18 protein-coding genes are annotated in these 23,039 nt (G+C 53.4%); 3 read left to right on the top strand and 15 right to left on the bottom strand.

Annotation, left to right across the window (positions count from 1 at the left end):
- Positions 1 to 74 precede the first annotated feature (74 nt).
- Together ompF and aspC are read left to right on the top strand one after the other, a co-directional pair.
- Positions 75 to 1,172: a porin OmpF gene (gene ompF / locus AC07NP_RS02795; RefSeq protein WP_203358267.1), complete on the top strand. Its 1,098-nt coding sequence runs from the start codon at positions 75 to 77 to the stop codon at positions 1,170 to 1,172.
- A 183-nt stretch (positions 1,173 to 1,355) separates the two neighbouring features.
- Complete coding sequence (gene aspC / locus AC07NP_RS02790) at positions 1,356 to 2,546, top strand: aspartate transaminase (RefSeq protein WP_494659503.1); 1,191 nt, start codon at positions 1,356 to 1,358, stop codon at positions 2,544 to 2,546.
- Positions 2,547 to 2,594: 48 nt separating this feature from the next.
- Here the strand turns inward: aspC and AC07NP_RS02785 are convergent, their stop codons facing one another.
- The 7 genes from AC07NP_RS02785 to cmoM all read right to left on the bottom strand — a co-directional run bounded on the left by AC07NP_RS02785 (position 2,595) and on the right by cmoM (position 13,320).
- The gene (locus AC07NP_RS02785; protein WP_203358269.1) at positions 2,595 to 3,242 is read right to left on the bottom strand and encodes an MBL fold metallo-hydrolase; all 648 of its coding nucleotides are present in this window, start codon (positions 3,240 to 3,242) and stop codon (positions 2,595 to 2,597) included.
- A 28-nt stretch (positions 3,243 to 3,270) separates the two neighbouring features.
- Positions 3,271 to 3,819 carry a peptidoglycan L,D-endopeptidase MepK gene (gene mepK, locus AC07NP_RS02780; RefSeq protein ID WP_276292207.1) on the bottom strand — a complete coding sequence of 183 codons (549 nt, stop codon included), beginning with the start codon at positions 3,817 to 3,819 and terminating at the stop codon, positions 3,271 to 3,273.
- Between the two features lie 180 nt (positions 3,820 to 3,999).
- A complete protein-coding gene (gene ldtD / locus AC07NP_RS02775; protein WP_494659502.1) occupies positions 4,000 to 5,841 on the bottom strand; it encodes a L,D-transpeptidase in 1,842 nt (613 codons plus the stop codon).
- A 228-nt stretch (positions 5,842 to 6,069) separates the two neighbouring features.
- Entirely contained in the window at positions 6,070 to 10,530 is a 4,461-nt protein-coding gene (mukB, locus tag AC07NP_RS02770; RefSeq protein WP_494659501.1) for a chromosome partition protein MukB, read from the bottom strand.
- On the bottom strand, positions 10,530 to 11,234 hold the full coding sequence (gene mukE / locus AC07NP_RS02765) for a chromosome partition protein MukE (RefSeq protein WP_203358273.1): 705 nt from the start codon (positions 11,232 to 11,234) through the stop codon (positions 10,530 to 10,532). Before mukE ends, mukB begins: the two co-directional genes overlap by 1 nt.
- Positions 11,215 to 12,537, bottom strand: a complete 1,323-nt coding sequence (gene mukF, locus AC07NP_RS02760) for a chromosome partition protein MukF (protein ID WP_494659500.1) — start codon at positions 12,535 to 12,537, stop codon at positions 11,215 to 11,217. The genes mukE and mukF overlap by 20 nt, the downstream gene beginning before the upstream one ends.
- Before the next feature lie 3 nt (positions 12,538 to 12,540).
- Positions 12,541 to 13,320: a tRNA uridine 5-oxyacetic acid(34) methyltransferase CmoM gene (gene cmoM / locus AC07NP_RS02755; RefSeq protein WP_276292210.1), complete on the bottom strand. Its 780-nt coding sequence runs from the start codon at positions 13,318 to 13,320 to the stop codon at positions 12,541 to 12,543.
- 135 nt (positions 13,321 to 13,455) lie between these two features.
- Between cmoM and elyC the strand changes: the two genes are divergently transcribed.
- A complete protein-coding gene (elyC, locus tag AC07NP_RS02750) occupies positions 13,456 to 14,235 on the top strand; it encodes an envelope biogenesis factor ElyC (RefSeq protein ID WP_494659499.1) in 780 nt (259 codons plus the stop codon).
- On the opposite strand, the gene AC07NP_RS02745 is transcribed toward elyC, so the two are convergent.
- The 8 genes from AC07NP_RS02745 to ihfB all read right to left on the bottom strand — a co-directional run bounded on the left by AC07NP_RS02745 (position 14,212) and on the right by ihfB (position 23,037).
- Positions 14,212 to 15,105: a YcbJ family phosphotransferase gene (locus AC07NP_RS02745; protein WP_203358277.1), complete on the bottom strand. Its 894-nt coding sequence runs from the start codon at positions 15,103 to 15,105 to the stop codon at positions 14,212 to 14,214. The two genes, elyC and AC07NP_RS02745, sit on opposite strands and share 24 nt — an antisense overlap.
- Before the next feature lie 154 nt (positions 15,106 to 15,259).
- Complete coding sequence (gene kdsB, locus AC07NP_RS02740; RefSeq protein WP_494659498.1) at positions 15,260 to 16,006, bottom strand: 3-deoxy-manno-octulosonate cytidylyltransferase; 747 nt, start codon at positions 16,004 to 16,006, stop codon at positions 15,260 to 15,262.
- Positions 16,003 to 16,185, bottom strand: coding sequence for a protein YcaR (ycaR, locus tag AC07NP_RS02735; protein ID WP_162380057.1), 183 nt, complete (start codon positions 16,183 to 16,185; stop codon positions 16,003 to 16,005). The genes kdsB and ycaR overlap by 4 nt, the downstream gene beginning before the upstream one ends.
- A gap of 51 nt (positions 16,186 to 16,236) precedes the next feature.
- Positions 16,237 to 17,469, bottom strand: a complete 1,233-nt coding sequence (locus tag AC07NP_RS02730; protein ID WP_494659497.1) for a winged helix-turn-helix domain-containing protein — start codon at positions 17,467 to 17,469, stop codon at positions 16,237 to 16,239.
- Positions 17,470 to 17,510: 41 nt separating this feature from the next.
- Positions 17,511 to 18,488 (bottom strand): tetraacyldisaccharide 4'-kinase, encoded by a 978-nt coding sequence (lpxK, locus tag AC07NP_RS02725; RefSeq protein ID WP_494659496.1) that lies wholly within the window; start codon positions 18,486 to 18,488, stop codon positions 17,511 to 17,513.
- Positions 18,485 to 20,233 carry a lipid A ABC transporter ATP-binding protein/permease MsbA gene (gene msbA, locus AC07NP_RS02720; protein ID WP_494659495.1) on the bottom strand — a complete coding sequence of 583 codons (1,749 nt, stop codon included), beginning with the start codon at positions 20,231 to 20,233 and terminating at the stop codon, positions 18,485 to 18,487. Before msbA ends, lpxK begins: the two co-directional genes overlap by 4 nt.
- Before the next feature lie 36 nt (positions 20,234 to 20,269).
- The gene (locus AC07NP_RS02715) at positions 20,270 to 22,534 is read right to left on the bottom strand and encodes a ComEC family protein (protein WP_494659494.1); all 2,265 of its coding nucleotides are present in this window, start codon (positions 22,532 to 22,534) and stop codon (positions 20,270 to 20,272) included.
- 218 nt (positions 22,535 to 22,752) lie between these two features.
- Positions 22,753 to 23,037, bottom strand: coding sequence for an integration host factor subunit beta (ihfB, locus tag AC07NP_RS02710; protein ID WP_002463068.1), 285 nt, complete (start codon positions 23,035 to 23,037; stop codon positions 22,753 to 22,755).
- Positions 23,038 to 23,039: the final 2 nt, after the last annotated feature.

The following is a 23,039-nucleotide window of genomic DNA, read 5'->3' as shown; positions in this document are numbered from 1 at the left end:
CGTAAATTATTATTGACAGAATTCATTGACGGCAGTGGCAGGTGTCATAAAAAAACCAATGAGGGTAATAAATAATGATGAAGCGCAACATTCTGGCAGTGGTTATCCCTGCACTGCTGGCAGCAGGTACCGCAAACGCAGCAGAAATCTACAACAAAGATGCTAATAAGCTGGACCTGTACGGTAAAGCAGTAGGTTTACGTTATTTTTCTAAAGACAATGGCAAAAACAGTTACGGCGGCAACGGCGACGAAACTTATGCCCGTCTTGGTTTCAAAGGGGAAACACAGATCAACTCCGATCTGACCGGTTACGGTCAGTGGGAATATAACTTTGCCGGTAACAACTCCGAAGGCGGTAGCGACGCTCAAGACGGTAACAAAACCCGTCTGGCTTTCGCGGGTCTGAAATACGGCGACTATGGTTCTTTCGACTACGGTCGTAACTACGGCGTGGTTTACGATGCACTGGGCTACACCGATATGCTGCCAGAGTTTGGTGGTGATACCGCCGCATCTGACATGTTCTTCGCTCAGCGTAACGGCGGTCTGGCGACTTACCGTAACGCCAACTTCTTCGGTCTGGTTGACGGTCTGAACTTCGCTGTACAGTACTTGGGTAAAAACGAGCGTGACAGCGATGTTCGTCGTTCTAACGGTGATGGTGTTGGTGGTTCAATCAGCTATGAGTACGAAGGTTTCGGTATCGTCGGTGCCTACGGCGCGGCTGACCGTACCAACGATCAGGAAGCGCTGACTTACGCTAACGGTGGAGCGAAAGCTGAACAGTGGGCAGCTGGCGTGAAATATGATGCGAACAGCATCTACCTGGCGGCTAACTACAGCGAAACACATAACGCAACCCGTATCTCTAACGGCCTCAATGGCCTGAATGGTTACGCTAACAAAACTGAAGACGTCCTGCTGGTTGCTCAGTATCAGTTCGACTTCGGTCTGCGTCCGTCCATCGCTTATACCAAATCTAAAGGTAAAGATATCGAAGGCATCGGCGATGTTGATCTCGTGAACTACTTCGAAGTGGGCGCAACCTACTACTTCAACAAAAACATGTCCACTTACGTCGACTACATCATCAACCAGATCGATTCTGACAACGAACTGGGTATTGGCTCAGACGACACCGTTGCTGTCGGTATCGTTTACCAGTTCTAATAGCAGACCTTTTTGTTAAATGCCTAAAAAACAGGACTTCGGTCCTGTTTTTTTATGTCTGCCAGCAAATTCTCGTGTCTTCTAAAAACAATCAGGCTTTTTGTCACTAACAGTTGGCATTTTGTAAATCTACCGTTAACCTGATTACGGATTTCCCTTCTGTAACTACAATGGAACCTCGTCATGTTTGAGAACATTACCGCCGCCCCTGCCGACCCCATTCTGGGTCTGGCCGATCTGTTTCGTGCCGATGACCGTCCTGGGAAAATTAACCTGGGTATCGGTGTCTATAAAGATGAGACTGGCAAAACGCCGGTGCTAACCAGCGTTAAAAAAGCCGAGCAATATTTACTCGAAAATGAAACGACGAAAAACTACCTCGGCATTGACGGTATTCCAGAGTTTGGTCATTGCACTCAGGAACTGTTATTTGGCAAAGGTAACGCCCTGATCAACGACAAACGGGCTCGCACTGCGCAAACTCCGGGTGGTACAGGCGCTCTGCGTGTTGCTGCTGATTTCCTGGCAAAAAATACCGCGGCCAAACGCGTATGGGTGAGCAACCCGAGCTGGCCGAACCATAAGAGCGTCTTTAATTCCGCCGGTCTGGAAGTGCGTGAATACGCGTATTACGACGCTGAAAACCATTGTCTGGACTTTGACGCGCTGCTGAGCAGTCTGAGCGAGGCTCAGGCGGGCGATGTCGTTCTGTTCCACGGCTGCTGCCACAACCCAACCGGTATTGATCCTACGCTTGAACAATGGCAAACGCTGGCTCAGCTTTCCGTTGAGAAAGGATGGCTGCCGTTGTTTGACTTCGCCTATCAGGGCTTTGCCCGTGGTCTGGAAGAAGATGCGGAAGGTCTGCGCGCTTTCGCCGGGCTGCATAAAGAACTGATCGTCGCGAGTTCTTACTCCAAAAACTTTGGCCTGTATAACGAACGCGTCGGTGCCTGCACGCTGGTAGCGGCGGATGCTGAAACCGTTGACCGTGCTTTCAGCCAGATGAAGTCCGTTATTCGCGCGAACTACTCCAACCCGCCGGCGCACGGTGCATCGGTGGTAGCGACCATTCTGAGCAACGACGCTCTGCGTGCTATCTGGGAACAAGAACTGACCGATATGCGCCAGCGTATTCAGCGTATGCGTCTGCTGTTTGTGAATACCCTGCAAGAGAAAGGCGCGAACCGCGACTTCAGCTTCATCATCAAACAAAACGGCATGTTCTCGTTCAGCGGTCTGACCAAAGAACAAGTCCTGCGTCTGCGTGAAGAGTTTGGTGTCTACGCTGTGGCTTCTGGTCGTGTGAACGTGGCAGGCATGACGCCGGATAACATGGCGCCGCTGTGCGAAGCCATCGTTGCCGTGCTGTAAAACAGACTGAAAAAAACAAAGCCCGCTATTGCGGGCTTTTTTATGCGGTTACCAGACAGGCATTTCGTCTTGCAGGAACGGATTATGCAACCGTTCATTGCCAAGCGTGGAAAGCGGACCATGCCCGGGGATAAACGTCACATCGTCGCCCAATGGCAACAGTTTACGTTTAATCGAATCGATCAGCTGATTGTGATCCCCACGCGGGAAATCACTGCGCCCAACGCCGCCTTTGAAAATCACATCACCAGCAATCAGTAACTGCGATTGTTCATCAAAGAAGACCACGTGCCCTGGCGTGTGTCCCGGACAATGCAACACCTGTAAAGTCACATTCCCTACGCTCACACGATCGCCTTCATTCAACCAACGGTCAGGCGTCAGTGGCTGACACTCTCCGAGGCCAAACATGCGACTTTGCGCCGGTAAACCCTGCAGCCAGAACTCATCTTCTTTTTCCGGGCCGATCACAGGCACGCCATAATGCTCAGCCAGTTCACCCGCCGCTCCAACATGATCAAGGTGACCATGCGTGAGAAGAATCTGCGTTAGCGTAACGCCACTGGCCTCCACTTCGCGTTTGATCTTCTCTGCATCGCCGCCGGGATCAACCAGCGCGGCCAGACGGGTTTGCTCACACCAGATTAATGAACAATTCTGGGCGAATGCGGTGACCGGAATAATACGATAGTTCATACTGCTCCTGTTTCGTTAAGCCTGTGGATCACCAGTGCCGTGCCGGACCGGTGTCAATATGCACAAAGTTACTGCGTGGGTAGTATCCTACACCACCTGCGCGCATAGATAACGCAGCTTTGCGAATATTACTCAATGAAACGCCTTCAATATGGAAATCCATTGCCTGCCCTTTCGTGTGATAGCTTTTTTTCGCTACACCACGGCTGCGCGCGCGTAATTCGTTATTGGTATCAGCCGAACGATACCCCGAGATGAGCTGTACGGGATTACGGGTTCCTAAGAGCCCCTGAAGGCGAAAGAGCTGGTCAAACAATCCTGGGTCGATGGACTTCACTTTATTCGCGCGAAAATCACGGAAAAAATGATTAAGTTTTGCTAATTCATCCTGAATATAGGCTCTGCCATCGAAAAACTCCGCTTTTATCGACTCTCCGGTATGGAGATTATTGAGTGTCAGAATGCGCGGACGAGGGGTAGAGAGGGTTGCAAACGTAGGCGTGGGCAAGATGGCTGCACCGAGGGCAACACCACCTAACGCCAGCAATTTGCGGCGATTAGCGTTGAATTTGTCCATGATAATCAGGTCTACAAGTAAATGTTATCGTTAATATGCACTTCTGGCGCACGAAGGGCACCTTAACTGGCAAAAAAGCCGACGTCAAGATAACCCATCCCCAGCAACGACGGGGCCTGCAGCCAGGCGGCCCCGTTGCGGCTAAGTATTACGACAACAGATTAAGTAGAACGTCTTCATTTACCTGATTAATTGTTCTGCTTTCGACATGATCTGTGCACTGGATCGCGCGGTCTGATCATAATTGTAAATATCTGTACGATACTGGGTGCGCCCATCAGCACCGACGAACGCCGTCAGGTAATAGAGATTAACCGGAATATTTTGGCGAATGTTGACATACCGTGTATCACCTTGCTTCAGCGCATCGGAGATACGGGTATCATTCCAGCCCGCATCCTGCAGCAGCATATTCGCCAACTCCGACGCTTTATTCACACGTACACACCCAGAACTGAGCGCTCGTGTGTCCTTCTGGAACAACGTGTGGTTTGGCGTATCGTGCAGATAAATCGCTTCAGAACTGGGCATATTGAATTTATAGCGCCCTAATGAGTTGCGCGCGCCCGGTGCCTGCTGGAAGCGGAACGGAAGATTTGACGCGGTAATCGTTCCCCAGTCGACCTGCCAGGGGTCGATCGCCTGTTTGCTGTTCCAGCCACGCATCACGGTATAACCGTGACGCTCCAGATAACCGGGATCGTTCCACAGTTTCGGCAGGATGTCTTTCCGCGCCAGCGTCGGAGGGACATTCCACGGCGGGTTAACGACCACATTATTCAATGCGCTGCTCATCATCGGCGTTTTGCGATCGGGACGGCCAACAATAACGCGCGACGCCAATACCTGGTTGCCGTTCTGGTAATACACCAGTGAATAGGCCGGAATATTCACCATAATACCGGTGGATAATTCACCCGGCAGTAGCCGCAGACGCTGAATATTCAGCGCCAGGACACCCGCACGTTGCGCGGCGGTCACGTTTAACCAGTCGCGGGTTGCCGGACCCACGGAGCCATCAGCCCCCAGCCCTTGCCATGCCTGAAAACGTTTGACGGCCTCGACCAGTTCACGATCGTAAACGGCGGGAGCCGATTTGCGTTGCGGAAGTGTTTTGCGCGCTACCGGTTTCGCGGCAACGGCAACGGCAGAAGGACTGACCACCGCACTGGCTGGCGTTTCATCGCCAGGCAAGGCGATGTTTGGCCCACCGTCCAGCATACCTGTCCGCTGTAAAATCTCCCGCAGTGCAGGAACGTCATTACTCCATTGGCCGGGTCGCAGTGTCGCGGTGCTGCTCAACTGCGGCCACGGGCGGGAATCCGCCACCAGCTTTAGCAAATCGCTATGCATTTCCGCATACTGAGGGTGCTGAGGCGCCAGACTCGTCACAAACGGGGCGAGCTGGCCATTTTCCAACGCGACCTGCCACTGGTTAATGACCGAAATGGGCGGCGTCACCAGCGCATAGGGTTTATCGCTATACAACCACCGCGTGCCTTTCACGGGAATGTTGGCGATAAAATGGAGATACCCCATCATCGCATCAGAGAGGACGGTATCCCGTGCCAGGCCCGTCACCGAAGGGTCGGTCAGCAACGCAACCCAGGTGGTAAACTGCGGCTGAAATCCGGCAATTGCGACTTCAGCCAACTGCTGTTGAAACGCTTTTACCGCCTCGCGGTTCTCCCACATCGGTTTCATCTCTCGCGCCGCGTACAGAAGCTCGAGCTGATTCATGTAGACCGGTGTATACCCGGACGGTAATTGCGATTGTATTTCGGCGCGGGCTTTACCTGCGGCGCCTTCTGGAAGAGGTTGAATCCCGGCCATCATCGCAGTGACGGGCGACTGGGCTTGCGGCTGAGACAACGCGGTAGGCTGTTCGCTGAGCGCGGCGGAACTGTCGCCAGGAATCATTTCAGGCTCGTCGGCCTGCACACTAAACAGTGGAGCAAATATTACGACCAGGCATAAACTGAGTGCCGAGAGTCGACGACCACATATTTTATTAAGCAACATCCCTTGCCCCCTGTTTTCTTAATCATACTTTACATTGCAAGACCGTCTGCTTAACGCCAATACACACGGAAGTATGACGAGCAAGCCTGCTTACTCGTCAGGCTTACCTTCAGTATATAAACATCAAAAAGTTTTTGCCTGACCTAATGTAAAGAAGTTTAAAGATATTTCACCCAACATTGCTGTTTTCTGAAAAGGAAAAGGCGGCCTTTCAGCCGCCCTTTTCATCTAGCTTGCCTGCGATGAGGCATCTTCGGTCCCTGGAAGAGGCTCAGGTAATTGCGGGGCAAAACCACGCAATCCGACCACATGAACGTGTTCCGTATTATGGAAGACCTTACGCACCAGTTTGTAAGTGGTGCCTTTCTCCGGGCTGATGTTTTCTGGCGCTGCGATGATAAGTTGCATCTGCAAACGTTCGCACAGTTCGAACAGCGTTGCGATGGAACGCGCATCCAGACGGGCCGCTTCATCAAGGAACAGCAGACGGCATGGAGAGATGTCTTTTCCGCGCAGTCGGCGGCCTTCATCTTCCCAGCTTTGTACCACCATCACCAGAATGGACATCCCGGTACCGATCGCTTCACCGGTAGACAAGGCGCCGGATTCTGCTCGCAACCAACCGTCAGACCCACGGTTAACTTCGACTTCCATTTCCAGGTAGTTACGGTAATCCAGGAGCTCCTCGCCAATCGTCTGCGGCGTACGCTGCCCCATATCGATCTGCGGATTCAGACGCTGATACAGCTTCGCCAGCGCTTCGGAGAAGGTCAGGCGGTTGCTGTTAAACAGATCCTGATGCTGTTCATGTTGCTCAGAAAGGACATCCAGCAACGTGGCATGGGTTTCGCGGACATTGACGTTCAGACGCACGCTGTTGACCTGACCGAAGGAAACGCTCTGCAATCCCTGGTTCAACATGCGAATACGGTTCTGCTCACGCTGGATAGTCTTGCGAATAATGTTCGCCACGCTGCGTGAACTGATCGCCAGCTTCTGTTCGCGGGAGGTCAACTCTTCCGTCAGACGGCTCAGTTCGATCTCCATTTGTTCAATGGCTTCAACCGGATCGTCAGTACGGATGATATCCTGGCGGATACGTTCGCGCAGGTGTTGATAGACCGCCACGAAGAACTGAATTTTACGCTCAGGACGTTTCGGATCTTCAGACATCCGCAGAACATCGCGCAGATGTTCGTTATCCGCCACGGCCAGACGCAGCGCACCGAGCGCCTTATCTGACATGGAACGGAGTTCATCCGCCGACAGATAAGCGAGTTCGCGACGGTGGAGACGACGCTCAACGCCGTTATCTTTCACCATCCGCATGACGGCGCACCATCCTGCTTTCGCTGTCACGACCTGCTCACGCATTTCATGATAATCACGCTCAAGCTTGCGCAGTTTACGGGTCAGGTTGTCCATTTCCGCTTCGCAGAAGGTCAACGCTTTTTCCAGTTGGTTACGACGTGCGCGGTTATTGCTCAACTGCGCATGCAGCTCATCACGACGAATGCGGGCGCGCTCTTCCGCGCCGCTGTCAGCACGAACACCGATATCCTGCAATTCGCGCTGTAAATCGTTAAGCAGCTCTTTTTTGGTGTCGTACGAACTTTTCAACGACGCCATAACCTGGTTGTACTGGCCCAACTGCGCAGCGTGTCCACGCAATGCTTCGCGAGCACGGGTTCGTTCAGCTTCAGCATGCTCCAGACGTTCACGCAGTTTCTCGTTCAGATCGCTGTTGCCGCTGAGCATTTCCGCCGAGTCGGAGTAGCTAAAGTGGGCACGACGCTGCACCACTTCGCTCAGCGCAAAGGCCTGCTGACGCGCATCACGCTGCACCTGCTGAGAATACGCGTAGTCTTCTTTTAACTGCTCAAACTGTTCCGGATCGCTCTGCAGAACAGAGACTATCGGTTCCAGTTTAGCCAGCTGGTTACCGTGCTGCTGCACAAAACGCGCGGCTTCCTGAGCTTCATCCAGACGCTCCTGAATTTCATCAACGCGATCCGCCAGCGTTTCATCACTCAGCAGATTCAGGCGCGGCAGCAAGCGGTTCAGGGCGGAAACGCCCTCTTTAGCCTGCTCGAACTGGACACGTTGCTGCTGATTTTCATTTTCATGATTGGTCAGCGCGCGTTCCAGTTCAACACGGCGGCCATTCAACTGGCGAATTTCCGCTTCCGGGTCGGCGTCAAAAGCAACGCTTAAGTGGCTGCCGATAAAACGGCTGAACGCCTGGTGCAGACGCTGGGTTTTCTGCACATCGAAAGAGAGCGTCGCGAACCGTTCGGAAAGCCCTTCGCGCTCGGCGTGCAGGTTTTCGATACGGTTTTCACGCGCCGCGCGCCCGAAGATCGGGACTTCCGGGAAGCGGGAGTAGCGCCACTGGCGCTCGGCAGTCTTCACCACCACCGCTTTTTCCAGTTCGTCGACGCTGAAGACGCTGTCATCAAACGACTGCGGGTCACCTTCGATAAAATAGAGATCTTCAGGGCAATCCGTCAGCCCTTCCAGCTGTTCGCTGATGAGAGACAGATCCGGCACCACGATCGCATGACGCGAAGGGCCATACAGCGCGGAGAAGTACGGCGCATCTTCAAGGCTGACGTCATCATAAATTTCTGACAACAGCACGCCGCCAAAACGTTCGGCCAGCGTATTTAGACGCTGATCTTCCGAGCCGCCTGGCTGGCTTAAGCGTTCAATCTCTTCATCTATCGCATTTTTACGCGCGCCCACTTCGTCGCGCTCAACAATCGCCTCACGTTCACGTTCGAGCAATTGTTGCAGATACTCGGTCACATCCTGGCCGGAGGTAAACTCTTCGCCGCTCTGCTCGCACAACTGATTCAGGCTATTTTGCGCCGCCAGCCAGACAGGGGCTCGCCGCATCAAATGCTGAATACGCGACTCAACCTGCTCCTGCTCCTGACGCAGCGTCATTCGCTGTTCGCGCGCATTCGACACGCTGTCAGAAAGGTCGGCGATACGCGCTTCCAGTTCCTGATGCAGGGCTTCCAGTTCGTCGATATCGAAATGCTTACCCTGACGCTTACAAAACTCAGCCAACAGGCGTTCGGCTTCCTGTTGTTCACGCAGACGCTGTTCCAGTTCGTTCAGGCGCATACGCAACGGCTGAACCTGTTCTGCCAGATGACGCTGGTTGACGCCGTCGCGCAGCAGTTCCCGTGCGACATCCCACGCTTCACCGCGCGCCAGCGGGCCATTGATCGCCGCCACCAGTTGATACGCCTGCTCAAACTGACTGTGCGCGGTTTGCGCCACACTCATTTTTTGTTCCAGCGAGAGCAGTTTTTCCGTCGCTTCCTGCTCTTTGGCCTGGAAGGTTTCCAGCCACTGCGCCGCACTGTCCGCCGTTAAATCCGGCAGATGGCAAATTTCTTTAGCCCGGGCAAGCGCCTGAATCGCCTGGTTGTATTGAATGGCGCGCGTTTGCTGTACATCCAACGCCTGCTGATAATCGGCGAGCTGATTTTTCAGCTCATCCACTTCCAGCTCTGCGGCTTCGGCACGAGCTTCATTCTCTTCCTGACGATCGACCGCTTCGGCGACCACTTCATTTTGTTCTTCAAGGCGGATCTGTAATTCATCCAGGTCAGCCTCGTAACGTTCAATTTTTTCTTGCTGGCGCAGGGCCGTTTGCACCAGATTCAGGTGATCGCTCGCCGCCTGATAGTCGGCTTCCAGATCGCCCTCTGCACCGTTGTGCTCGCCCAGCTCACGCGCCATATCGACGTGCTTGTACTGCTCCGCCGCCAGTTGCTTACGGGAGGTGTGCAATTCACGGCGATACTCAAGGGCTTTATCCAGATGGACCCGCCGCTCGTTAGCATGGCGCATGTAGTCAGCCGCCACATAGTTAGTGGCTTCGCTGATAAGATGCTTAAACAAGTCGCGGTCAGACTGGGTGACGCGAATCGCTTCCAGCGTCATACGGTTTTCACGCAGCGCGGCTTCCATATCCTGGAACGCTTTACGTACACCGCTGTTTTCCGGCAGCAGGTAGTCACGCAGCGAGCGCGTAATCGCGCTGGAGATACCGCCGTAAAGTGACGCTTCGATCAGGCGATAGAACTTACTGCGGTCTGACGCGGAGCGGAGACGGCGAGCAATAATGCCCAGATCGAACATCAGCGAGTGATAGTCGGTAATCGAGTTGAACTGCTTAAACTGCACGCCTTCCATCTCGTCGAGCTTTTCTTTCAGCTCCGCAAGCGTCAGCACACGAGCCTGGCGATCGTTGAGGGTTTCCGTGACCAGTTGCGTCGGTTGTACCGACATCGGCAGCCCCTGAATGGCGAACGGCTTGATGTCGACTTTACGGTCGCGCCCGGCAACCTGCTGCAAACGTACGCCCACAACCACACGCTGATGACGTGAGTTGAGAACATCCAGCATGGAGTAACAGACACCCGCTTTCAGCTTACCGTGCAGACCTTTGTCTCGCGATCCGCTGGTCGCTCCCGCCTCGGTGGTATTACGGAAGTGCAGCAGGGTCAGATCCGGGATAAGCGCCGTAACGAACGCCGCCATGGTGGTGGATTTCCCTGCCCCGTTCCCCCCGGATAACGTGGTGACCAGTTCATCGAGATCAAACGTTCGGGCGAAGAAACCGTTCCAGTTAATCAGCGTTAGTGAGCGAAATTTACCGCGTTCAATCATTATTCTTCCTCTCCACTGTCCGCCTGATTCTCTTCGGTCTCATCATTGAGCTGTAGATGGTTTTCGACGGGCATCGCTTCGCCATCACGAATTAAGCGGCGTTGCGCTTCACGAGGATCGTCGCCGCTACGGACATCCGCCCCGAAGCGGAAGACCGACTCGGTGATGCGGAATTTGCTGCTGTCGTGGCCCATAAACCACACCATGCCCAGGCGACGCAGACGGTTTAACGATGAACGTACCTTTTCCTGCAGTTTCTGACGGTCAACGTCTGAACCGGTCGAGCGGTTGTTTACCAGCTTCAACAGTTTGGCTTCGTCAGCCAGCGTCAGCAGTTCGTCGTACAACTCTTGCTGGGTAAAAATCCCTTCATTCGCCAGACGTTCCGGACTGAGATAGAGATAGCACAGGATTTTACCGACCATCATGTCCAGCTCAGACAACACGGAGCGCGGAATAATCGTTGTGGAACGCGGGCGAAGATAGAAGAAACCTTCCGGCGCGCGAATTAACTCAACGTTATAGCGGCTGTAAAACTCTTCCAGATATTCCTGAAAATCCATCAGAAAGGCATGGTTATCCAGTTCATCCAGACCAATATGTCTGCCCGAGCGTAATGCGCTGTCCAGCGCCGGAAATAACGGGTTTGCCAGCGCCTGCGCCAGCTTAACTGGCATCACTTGTTCAATATTTGTCAATGACATGCGCCTGTACCTTGGCTCCGTAATCATTAATTGGCTGCCATTTAGGAGGCAGTCCGGTGAAATCTGCTTGCGCTACGCCAAGACGTACCGCTTGATCAATTACAATACGCGCGACGTCAAAATGACGCGCACGCGGGTATTGCGCCAGATACTCGCGCACCACCAGACCGAGATCCAGTGGTGCTTGTCTGGATTTGTAGATAGCCAGCTGTTCTTCGATGATCGCCGCCAGCTGTTCCCGAATCTCGTTAAATTCTTCATATTCCAGATCCGGCGGCAACTCCCCGGTTACCTCTTCGTCGCGCAGGACCATCTCTTCATCGCGCATGTCCAGCAGGCGATCTGCATTGGCGTAGGTTAGCGCCCACGGATCGTCAAAATAGGTTTGAACGGACTGACGTAAACGTTGAGCAAAGACGCGGTTTTTATCCATATCAATGGCGGTACGGATAAATTTATGCACGTGCCGATCATAGCCAATCCACAAGTCGATGGATTGCTGACCCCAGCTAATAATGCGATCCAGTTTGCTCTGGAGATCGAAGACCAGTCTGTCGACGAAATGCAGATCGTCGCGCGTCATGATTGCGTCCTGAATGTGCAACAGATTAGCTTGCAGCTTATCGCCCGCCGCTTCCAGCGTATCCTGGAGTTCGCGCAACGTGCCGGAGGTTTCAGACAGCAACATTTCGCAGCTCGAAATCGCTGCGCGCCAGTCCTTGTTCAGCAACTGGGCAATGTCGTCTTTCACCTGCTGTTGCTGCTCGTCCATGATGCGCTGCGTCAGGTCGATACTGTCGAAGATTTCCGCCACGGAATATTTCAACGGCGCATACACATTACGATGCCAGTGGAATTCATCGCCGCCTTCACTCGCCGCATCTGCGGCACGCTTCAATTCACCCGCCACAATGGACAGCTGCATTGAGAGACGCAGCGTGGAAAACTCACGCTGGCGAATATAGTAGTCGGTAATGCCGATCCCAAGCGGCGTCAGACGGTAGATGGCATTCCCTTCCGCCTGCTCACTGGTAAAGCGGTTCAGCAGACGTTGACGAACCATATCGTTGATCGCGTTGTTGGCGCGCACGCCGATGGTTTCGCTGGTTTGCTCAAACGCATCACTGACATGGCGGAATGCATCCACCAGCTCCCCTTCGCTCATCTCACCGTCCAGACGCTCGCCGTTGAGCGTGGCCACCGCCAGCAGGAACGAAAGTCTGTCTACCGGCAGCGCGATGGAGAAGTCATTTTTTCTGGCCCAGGCAACCAGTTCGGGGACTGTCTGGGAAAATTCACTCATAAGTTATCCTTGCATCTGCGGTTTGCGAGCGGTGACATGAATGTAACGGCCAAGGCTAATGTAAGGCTCCTGGCGACAGTAGCGCGTTTCTAATTCGACTAACATTTCATAACAGTCACGCTGTTGGTGCTTCTCACGCAGATAATCATGAAACACACGTACACCCGTTTTGCCGGTAATCTGCCAGCCAATCTCTTCCAGCCATTGGTAAACCTGCCCCGGTTCACGCGGATAGTCTGGCGAAAGCGTACGTTTTTTACGTTTTGGCATCCCGACTTGCACGTAGTCAAAGTTCCCTGCCACCATGTTGTGCATCAACAGGCCGTTAGCATTGTAGAACATTAATGACAGCACGCCGCCGGGACGTAACACAGACCAAAGCGTTTGTAACATGCTGACGGGGTCAGCGACCCACTCAAGCACAGCATGAAACAATATCAGATCAACCGGGCTTTCCAAATGCGAAGCAACATCCTGAGCGGCGCATTGTATAAAATGCATGTTTCCGCTTACGCCTTTCGCCTCAGCCGCCAATTGCGCGCGCGCAATCATTTCGCCGGACAGATCGCATAGTGTGACCCGATGACCCCGTTCAGCCATTTTGATCGCGGTCTGCCCTTCACCACCGCCAGCATCCAGGATGTGCAGTTTTTGCTCACCCATTTCCGCCAGGACACGGTCAAGGTCTTGCCACAAAATGGCCTGCCGCAGCTGCCCCTTGGTGGTTCCGTAAATGTTACGGGAAAACTTTTCTGCAATGTCATCAAAATTGCGATCCCGCATCGGGCTCTCCACAGGCTAACAAAGGGGTTCTCTGATAAAACCGCTATTTTGTCACAGCCACGCCGAGAATGAACCTGTCTGGTGTAATATCCCTGCAGATCCCCTGCTGTATGGTTAAAAAAGGAACCAAAAAGGATGCTTTTTACACTGAAGAAAGTGATTGGCGGTATGATGCTGCCGCTCCCGCTCATGCTCTTGATCATGGGGGTGGGACTGGCGCTGGTGTGGTTTAGTCGCTTTCAAAAAACCGGCAAGGTGTGTCTGAGCCTGGGCTGGCTCGCATTATTGCTATTGAGCCTGCAACCGGTTGCCGATCGCTTACTGAAACCGATCGAAGACCAGTATCCCACCTGGCAAAACACGCAAAAAGTCGAATATGTCGTGGTGCTGGGCGGCGGTTATACCTGGAATCCACAGTGGGCGCCAAGTTCAAACTTGATCAGCAACAGCCTGCCGCGTCTCAACGAAGGGGTGCGACTTTGGCTGGCCAATCCGGGGTCAAAACTGATTTTTACCGGCGCAAGAGCAAAAACGAATAATGTCAGTACGGCTGAAGCCGGAGCCAGAGTCGCGCAGTCACTCGGCGTGCCGCTAAGCGATATCATTACCCTGGATAGCCCCAAAGACACTGAAGAAGAAGCGGTAGCCGTTAAGCAGGCCATCGGCGATGCGCCGTTCCTGCTGGTCACTTCCGCGTCGCATTTACCGCGCGCCATGATTTTCTTCCAGCAGGCGGGGCTTCATCCGCTCCCGGCCCCGGCAAATCAGCTGGCGATTGATTCGCCGCTCAATCCGTGGGAGCGAGCGATCCCTTCTCCCGTCTGGTTGATGCACAGCGATCGCGTCGGATATGAAACATTAGGTCGCGTCTGGCAGTGGCTTAAAGGGGCCTCAGGCGAGCCAGGGCAGGAGTGATTTGGCCGCAAGATCAAAGTTAGCGCGGTTAAAACGCCCTGTATTGACCAGTTGCGAAACTTCATCCCACAATACATAGAGCCAACGCCGCCAGATAAAGGATTCTGCGACTGGCGCGCGTTGCAGGTAATGCCAGAGCAACCCTTCCGCCAGTGCGTTGTCCATCAAGCGAAACAATTCGTACTCCCGTGGCGCCCACAGCATCACGCCAGGTCCTACCATTGCCAAAAGCTGATCGTTGCGGGCATCTTTAAGCATACTGCGCAAACTGAAATTGCCGTGAATCAGTACGCAATTGTCGTTAAATCCTTCAAACAACGCAGGCAGGCATTCCCGGGTACGGAACAGAATGCGCTTGTCATGCATCGTTAACCCCGTATTGTTGAACTGGTTTAACGTGCTCCATAACACTTCGACACGCTGGCGGTACCAGGAAGGCCAGATATTTTCCTGCGTATTATCCACCGCGCCCACACAGCCACGGCTATCCTGACGATGCCAGGAGAGCAAACCTTCAACAATCTGGTCTTTTAAATGCTCCCACCGTTCAGGCGTTCGCGCTGGCGCTTCAACGGGTACGCCACGCATCCGTTCCAGCAGTAAAATATCGGGGCCGGGATGCTCTTCATGGGTCATGACGCCGTAAATGACCGGCATACGCACCGTGCCGCTACGCGCCAGCATGGTCGTTTTCCACGCCAACTGTTGCGCCATACCTGGCGTGGTGAAACTTCTCGCCATGAGCGGCATCGGTTTTCCCTGGCTGTCATACAGTGACCACAGCGCCGTATCTACCTTTTCATTCACGCACTCTATACGGCTGAGTTTTTCACCCAGTAAATGACTCAATTCGGCTCGCAGCTGTTCCATTTCAGATTGCCCTCATAAACGCTACTGCTTTCATAATGAGCGTCGTATGGACAGATGTCACCCTGATGAGATCAATTGATGAAAAGAAAAGTGGAGGAAAATCGTAACGGTACGACACCCCTCTCATAACTGAGCGGAGTGTCGGTATTGAAGCTTAACGCATTTCAGCGCGAACGCGCTCAAGGTCTTCGGCTGTATCCACACCAGTTCCAGGAACTTCTTTAGCAACGGCAACATGGATTTTTTCGCCGTACCACAACACACGAAGCTGCTCCAGCATCTCAATGTGTTCCAGTGGGCTTGGCTGCCAGTTCACATAGCGGCGAATAAATCCGGCACGATAGCCATAGATCCCCAAATGGCGCAGGAAGGTATCGCCAATGGTCTCACGGCTATTGGCAAAACGGTCGCGATCCCAGGGGATCGTCGCACGAGAGAAGTAAAGCGCGTAGCCTTGTGCATCCAGCACCACTTTCACCGCGTTTGGATTGAATGCCTCTTCCGCACTGTGAATCGGCACTGCCAGCGTTGCCATACCGACCTGGCGCTGCGCCAGGTTGTCCGCGACCTGGCGAATAATTACCGCCGGGATCATCGGCTCATCGCCCTGTACGTTCACAATGACGGTATCATCGCTGAATCCGCATTTTTCCACGACTTCCGCCAGTCGCTCGGTACCCGACTGATGATCGGCGCGGGTCATGCACACCTCACCGCCAGCCGCCTCTACCGCGCGCGCCACATCTTCATGATCGGTCGCCACAATAATACGATCGGCCCCGGATTCACGCGCACGTTCCAGCACGTGCACAATCATCGGCTTGCCGTTGATATCCTGTAATGGTTTACCCGGCAGGCGCGTCGATGCAAAACGGGCAGGAATAATGACCACAAAACTCATGATTTGCTCTCGTCGGAGGTCAAAGGACGGGCTTCGGTTTCCAGTAATACCGGAATACCATCGCGTAATGGGAAAGCAAGGTTATCCAGTTTGCAAATCAGTTCTTGTTTTTCCTGGTTGTACCAGAGTTTGCCGTTACATACCGGGCAGGCAATGATTTCGAGCAGACGATGATCCATAGTTCCTCCAGATGGACCGGATTGTGATTCTGTAAATATTAACATAATCGTCTATCCCTCTGCGTCTATTTCCCAGCCCTGTCGGCAGTCACCAAACAATCCCTGGGGACAAACGCCCAGCGTAACGCGCTTTGCCTGCTGCCAACGCGCGAAATCGCTAATCGCCTGAAACAGACCTTTTTGCAGGGTTGCACCGGGCTTGATCCCCTCTTGCAGGTACAACGCAATCACTTCCAGTACCCCCGTTTTGCGGTGCATTTTGGCATCCATCCGCCCGACCAGCGCCCCTCGATGCAACAACGGCAGGACAAAATAACCGTATTGTCGTTTAGGCGCCGGGGTGTAGCACTCCAGACGATAAGTGAAATCAAACAGTTGCTCTGCCCGTTTTCGATCCCAGACAACGGGGTCAAACGGTGACAACACGGCGCTGTGCGTCGCCGTTAATTGGCCTGCCAGTGCCTGTTCAAGCAACGGTTGAAGGTCTGCATGGAGCCACAACGTGCCTAATGTTTCAACCTCGACTGGAATGATCTGCTGTTGCTCAGCGCGGGCGTCCCGCCATGCATTCAACGCAGGCCGTTTTAAGCGGTAGTAGTCCGCCAGCCACGGTTCACGGAATATCCCCAGACTGCGCGCACTGTTATCCAGCATCGCGGTTTCCGCTTGCGCCTGAGAAAGTAAGTCACGTTTATCATCCCAGTGGGGCATGACGCGTTGCGTCAAATCATACACCCGCTGAAAGTTGCGACGTTCCACCACCATCACCTTTCCGGCGGTAAACAGTCCTTCGAGATGACGTTTATGGGGCTTCCACTCCCACCAGCCGTTAGCCCCTTTGCGTGGATGTTCAAAATCCGCAGAGCGCACCGGACCGTTGTGATGAATATGCTGCATCAGTTGCTCGATTTCATGGGCATGCTCTTTCATCCAGGCCGCTTTATACTTCCAGCCCATGTTCTCGGGCGACAGCATTCGGTGGCGGATGAGCGCAAAGTCGCTACGCGGCAGAAAACAGGCCTCATGCGCCCAGTACTCCATCAGTTCACCGCGCAATAATGCGTCATCCAGCCACTGCGGCGGATAGTTCCCAAGGCGGCTGAATAGCACCAGATACGGGCTACGTGCGACAATGTTGATGGTGTCGATTTGCAACAGCGACATGTGCGAAATGGCGGCGAGAATATCGCCAGGCTGCGCGCGACGGCGTGATTTCTTTAACAGCCCCTGGGCTGCAAGGTGAAGGTGACGAGCGTCGGTAAGAGAGAGTTGCGGCAACAACATTGAGAACTCCATAAATCGTTCGCCGCCGCAGCCTGATTCAGCTAACGAACCAGCGAAATGAGTTGCTTAAGCAAGGCATCCGGTTCTTCACCAGACAGCTGAGCATCAACAGGCAAATACCACCAGTTATCGTCTGCAAACGAGCGGCACTTAACGGCATCCTTTTCCGTCATCACCAGCGTCTGACCTTCGGTGAGTAATGCGTTGACGTCACCGTAACTGAGCGACTGATGATCTGCCAGCGCCACGCATTTTTGCGGATGTGCGCCGCATGCGTCGAGTGTCGCAAAGAAACGGGGAGGATGGCCGATGCCCGCCATAGCGACAATATTACGCAGTTGCGCCACATTACAGCGTTCACCGGTGCGCAGATTGACTGCAAGGCCGGGTTCCAGAAGCATGGGAATTTCACCCGATTCAGCAACGCCGCCATTAACAATAACTGCATCCACCGATTTAAGCCGACCCGCACGCTCGCGCATCGGGCCTGCCGGCAGCCACCAGCCATTGCCAAATCGGCGAACACCGTCAACCACCACGATTTCTACATCACGCGCCAGACGGTAATGTTGCAACCCATCATCGGTCACAATAATTTGCACATCATGATGAGCCAAAATGGCTTTTACCGCATCGCAGCGATTGGGCGAAACGGCAACCGGCGCGCCGGTACGTTGAGAGATCAGAACCGGTTCATCACCCGCTTCCGCTGTCGTGGTCTCGTGTGTCAGGAGCAACGGATAGGATGGCGCCTTACCACCGTAACCCCGTGAAACCACCCCCACGCGAATACCACGCTGCTGGAGCTGTTCAACCAACCAGATAACGACCGGCGTTTTACCGTTGCCACCCGCCGTCAGATTCCCCACGACAACGACCGGCACTGGCGCACGCCAGGTTTGTTTTAATCCCAGCCTGTAGCACAAGCGGATACTCCCGCTCACCAGGCCGTATAGCCAGGAGAGTGGGAGTAATAGCCGCCATAAAGGCGACTCACCGGACCAGATGCGTGCGATCATTGACCAAATTGCATTCTGTGCAACTGAGCATAGACACCGCTATGTTCCAGCAGGTCAGTATGGGTTCCACGTTCAACAATCAGCCCGTCTTCCACCACTACAATCTCATCTGCCTGTTCAATAGTGGAGAGGCGGTGAGCAATAACCAGCGATGTACGGTTTTTCTGTAGTTCGTCCAGCGCAGCCTGGATCGCACGCTCCGACTCGGTATCCAGCGCGGAAGTGGCTTCGTCCAGAATCAGAATCGGACTGTCGCGCAGCAGAGCACGCGCAATCGCAATACGCTGGCGCTGACCGCCAGACAACAGGACACCGTTCTCACCAATGACTGTATCCAGACCGTCATCCATTTTGTTGATAAAGTCCATCGCATACGCCATACGTGCAGCCTCTTCGATCTGCTCGCGGGTGTACACCTCATTACGTGCGTAGGCAATGTTGTTAGCGACGGTATCGTTAAAAAGATGTACGTTCTGTGAAACCAGAGCAACCTGGTTACGCAAGGATGCCAGCGTATACTCACGCAGGTCATGCCCGTCCATCAGGATATGGCCTTCATCAATGTCATAAAAACGGGTGATAAGACTGGCGATCGTCGATTTCCCTGAGCCTGAACGCCCGACTAACGCCACGGTTTTACCTGCCGGAATATTCAGACTGATATTACGCAGTGCAGGCACTTCACGTCCCGGGTAGGTGAAGGTGACGTTGCGGAATTCCAGGTCGCCGCTTGCACGTTCAATAACACGCTTACCTTCATCTTTCTCTTGCTCGCTGTCCAGAATCGCAAATAGTGTCTGGCATGCCGCCATCCCACGCTGGAACTGTGCGTTGACGTTGGTCAGAGATTTCAGCGGGCGCATCAGGGCAATCATGGATGAGAAGACAACGGTGATCGTCCCTGCGGTCAGGTTTTCCATGACGCTCGGGAAGCTGGCCGCATACAGGACAAAGGCCAACGCCAAAGACGCAATCAGCTGAATGATGGGGTCAGAGATAGCAGAGGCCGACACCATCTTCATCCCCTGCATACGCATTTTATTGCTGACTTTGTCAAAACGTTTGGTTTCGACTTCCTGACCACCAAAAATCAACACTTCTTTGTGGCCTTTCAGCATCTGCTCAGCACTGGTCGTGACCTGCCCCATCGTGTTCTGCATGTTTTTACTGATGCTACGAAAACGCTTAGAAACCACGCGAATCGCAATTGAGACAACGGGCGCCAGTACGATCAGAATGATCGACAGTTGCCAGCTGTAGTAGAACATCAAGACAAACAGACCGATAATCGAGGCCCCTTCACGCACAACGGTGATCAGCGCCCCAGAAGAGGAAGATGCGACCTGCTCTGAGTCGTAGGTAATGCGCGAGAGCAAAGTGCCTGTCGACTGCTTATCAAAAAAGGAGACGGGCATCCCCATCATATGGCCGAACAAGCGACGACGTATTGTCATCACGACCTTACCTGACACCCACGAAAGACAGTAGCTGGAGACATAGCTGGTGATGCCACGTAATACCATCAGACCAATCACCACCAATGGCATCCAAAGCAGCACCGAACGGTCTGTTTTACCAAAACCTTCATCCAGTAACGGCTTCAGGAGCGATAACATGAAGGTATCGCTCGCTGCGTTGAGGATTAACGCCACACCCGCCACGATCAGGCCCAATTTGAACGGCGCAATGGTTGGCCACAGTCTGCGGAATGTCTGCCACGTAGAGAGATCTTTATCGTTATGCATTCAAAAAACCAGCATTTGTTGAAATAGCCGCATATTCTACCCGTTATCCTCTGACACGCCAAACCACTGATGATACCAACGAGGTAAAATTTGCTCCCGCAGACTGCGTATTCGCCAACCTTGCGAGGAAAAGATAAGCGAAATCTGCCCCTGATGCGGCGTATCCAGCCATTGATATCCCTGCTGACGGTATCGCTGCCTGACTTTCCGTGACGGCAATCGCCAGGCGTTGTAACGCGATGCCGAGGCCAGCGCCCCCTGCCCCTCAACACGTTGAATTAACGCCAGCGACGAAGACGTATTGCTACCATGGTGCGGAACCTGAATAAATGTCGCCTGTAAATGTTGCCAATAGTGACTTAGCATTTTTTGTTCTGCGCCGGATTCAATATCCCCCGTCAACAGCACACTGTATTTACCGTCATCGACTTTGACGACACAGGAACGGTTATTCCCATTTTCTTTATTACCTTTGATCGGCCAGTGCGCGCGAAACGTCAATCCTTGCCATTTCCACTGTTCTGCCCGAAAACAGGGCTGATGCCCTTCCCATCCTAACGAGCTTCTTATCCAAAGCGTTGGCCAGGCTTTCTGTAATGAGTGCAATCCACCACGATGATCCAGATGTTCGTGGCTGAGAATAATGCCTTCGGGTTTCAGGTTGTGCCAGCGTAGCCAGGGAATGATCAACTGCTGCCCGCTGTCACCCTCCGGCCAGGCTCGCCCGGTATCATAGAGAATAGCCTTGCCATTGCGGGCAATGACCATCGCCAACCCCTGCCCGACATCCAGCATGTGAACCTGCCATTCATCTTTGGGCTCTGTACGCCATACGGGCCAACTGACTAAAATCGCTCCTGCCAGGCATACCCCCGGCCAGGTACGCCAAACAGCAAACCGCCAGGCAATGATTATTAACCAGGGAGACAATGCCAACCATTGCCACCGCTTATCAATACTGATCCAGCCTTCCGGTAAATGGCTGAGCAGCCAAAACAAGAGTGCCAGTGAACGATCGGCCAGATACCAACATCCCTCTTCAATGAGGAGTGGTCCCGTCAGGTGCACCACCATGCCAGCCAGAATGAGCGGGACAGAAATAAATGTCACCAGCGGTACAGCAAACAGATTTGCCAGAAATGCGGTCACACTCAGGCCATGAAAGATCGCAATTTGCACAGGTAAGAGCAACACCGTAATGCCTAACTGCAGATGGATAAGACTCCATATCAAGCGCCCCACGCGTGATACCGAACAGGCTGGAGCAGGACCCCATTGATACCAAAACAGAAGTGCAGCAACCGCCAATGCCGACAGCCACAAACTCTGCGACAAAATGGCAACAGGATCGGCAATAACAATCGCCGCCAGACAACAAAGCCAGACCTCCCATCCACTCCATTGCCGTCCGCTTAATTTAAGTATTCCCCATGCACTCAAGGCAATAACCGTGCGTAATGCGGGTGGCTGCAACCCCGTAAGCCAGGCATAAAACAGGGCGCTGCCGATTCCACCCACAAGGGGAACCGGCCAGCGAATCCACCCCGCTGGCAACACAAATTGCATACCTCGAATAATTCCCCCCGTGAGCAACGCGGCAAAGGCAATGTGCAGACCGGAAATCGCCATCAGATGTGTTGTGCCAGTATCCCGCATGAGGTCTTTCACCTCCTGCGGCACCGACAGACGCTCCCCCATGCCCAGCCCCAGGATAACCTGCTGCCAGGGATAGTTTTCCAGCGAAGCCGTGAGAGAAGACAAGTAACGAGCACGTAAGCTGCACCGGGGGTCGATGACACTTGCCTGCAAAAAACGTCCCGTCAGAGGTTGATGCTGGGCCAACGCATAACGTTGGCTATCGAACCCACCGTCATTCAGTTGACCATGTACCGCGCGTATCTTTAGCGTCATTGCCCACTGTTGCCCGGCGCACACTTCGCCTGGCAAATACTGATCGTTTAAAACGATTCCCACCGCAGGAAATAGTCGCTGCCCCTGCACATGCGTAACTTGCCCATAATGCGTCGTCATATGGTCAGTCGCGGTTATTTGCACAACAGCCTGTTGCGTTGCACCAGGCAATGTATTGCCCGGCCAGAGAGTCTGTTTTGCGGCGAAGATCCCCCACAGAAAGAAGAGCACAGTCAGTGTGACATAACGCGACCAACGCCGGGGAATAAAACAGAATACACACGCCAGAAGGAATACGACGGCGAGATACGGCGTATCCGGTAATGCGGGTAATAGCAACAGAGGAAGAATGCCAGACAATGCGCACGCACTCACCGTTGTTATTTTCATAGGCACCTCCCTGTTAGAGAAAGTGTGCCGTTTTGTGGTGTGGTTGTCCGGTGGCAGTTTGACAACTTACAGCAAGGATTCCGCTGTTTTTGGATGGCGGCTGAAACGCGCAAATACAAATGCGAAGGGGATTCCAGTTCCCCATCTTTGACGGGGTTCCAGAAACGAAAAAAGCACCTCTACGGTGCTTTTTTCTGGCTCAAGTTTTAAGTTAAAACTTAACCGTAAATATTGGCGCGATCGCGCAGTTCTTTACCTGGTTTAAAGTGAGGAACATATTTTCCTTCCAGATCCACTTTGTCGCCAGTCTTCGGGTTACGTCCGGTACGAGGTGCGCGGTAGTGCAAAGAAAAACTGCCGAAACCGCGGATTTCAATACGCTCGCCCTGCGCAAGAGTCGAGGCCATATGCTCCAGCATCTCTTTCACTGCATCTTCAACCGCTTTCGCGGGAATGTGAGATTGCTGGGTTGCAAGTCTTTCAATCAATTCTGACTTGGTCATGA

The organism is Citrobacter sp. GW821-FHT07H02, from assembly GCF_059418505.1.
The sequence above is the reverse complement of the archived record's forward strand: the minus strand, read 5'-3'. Positions and strand labels throughout refer to the sequence as shown.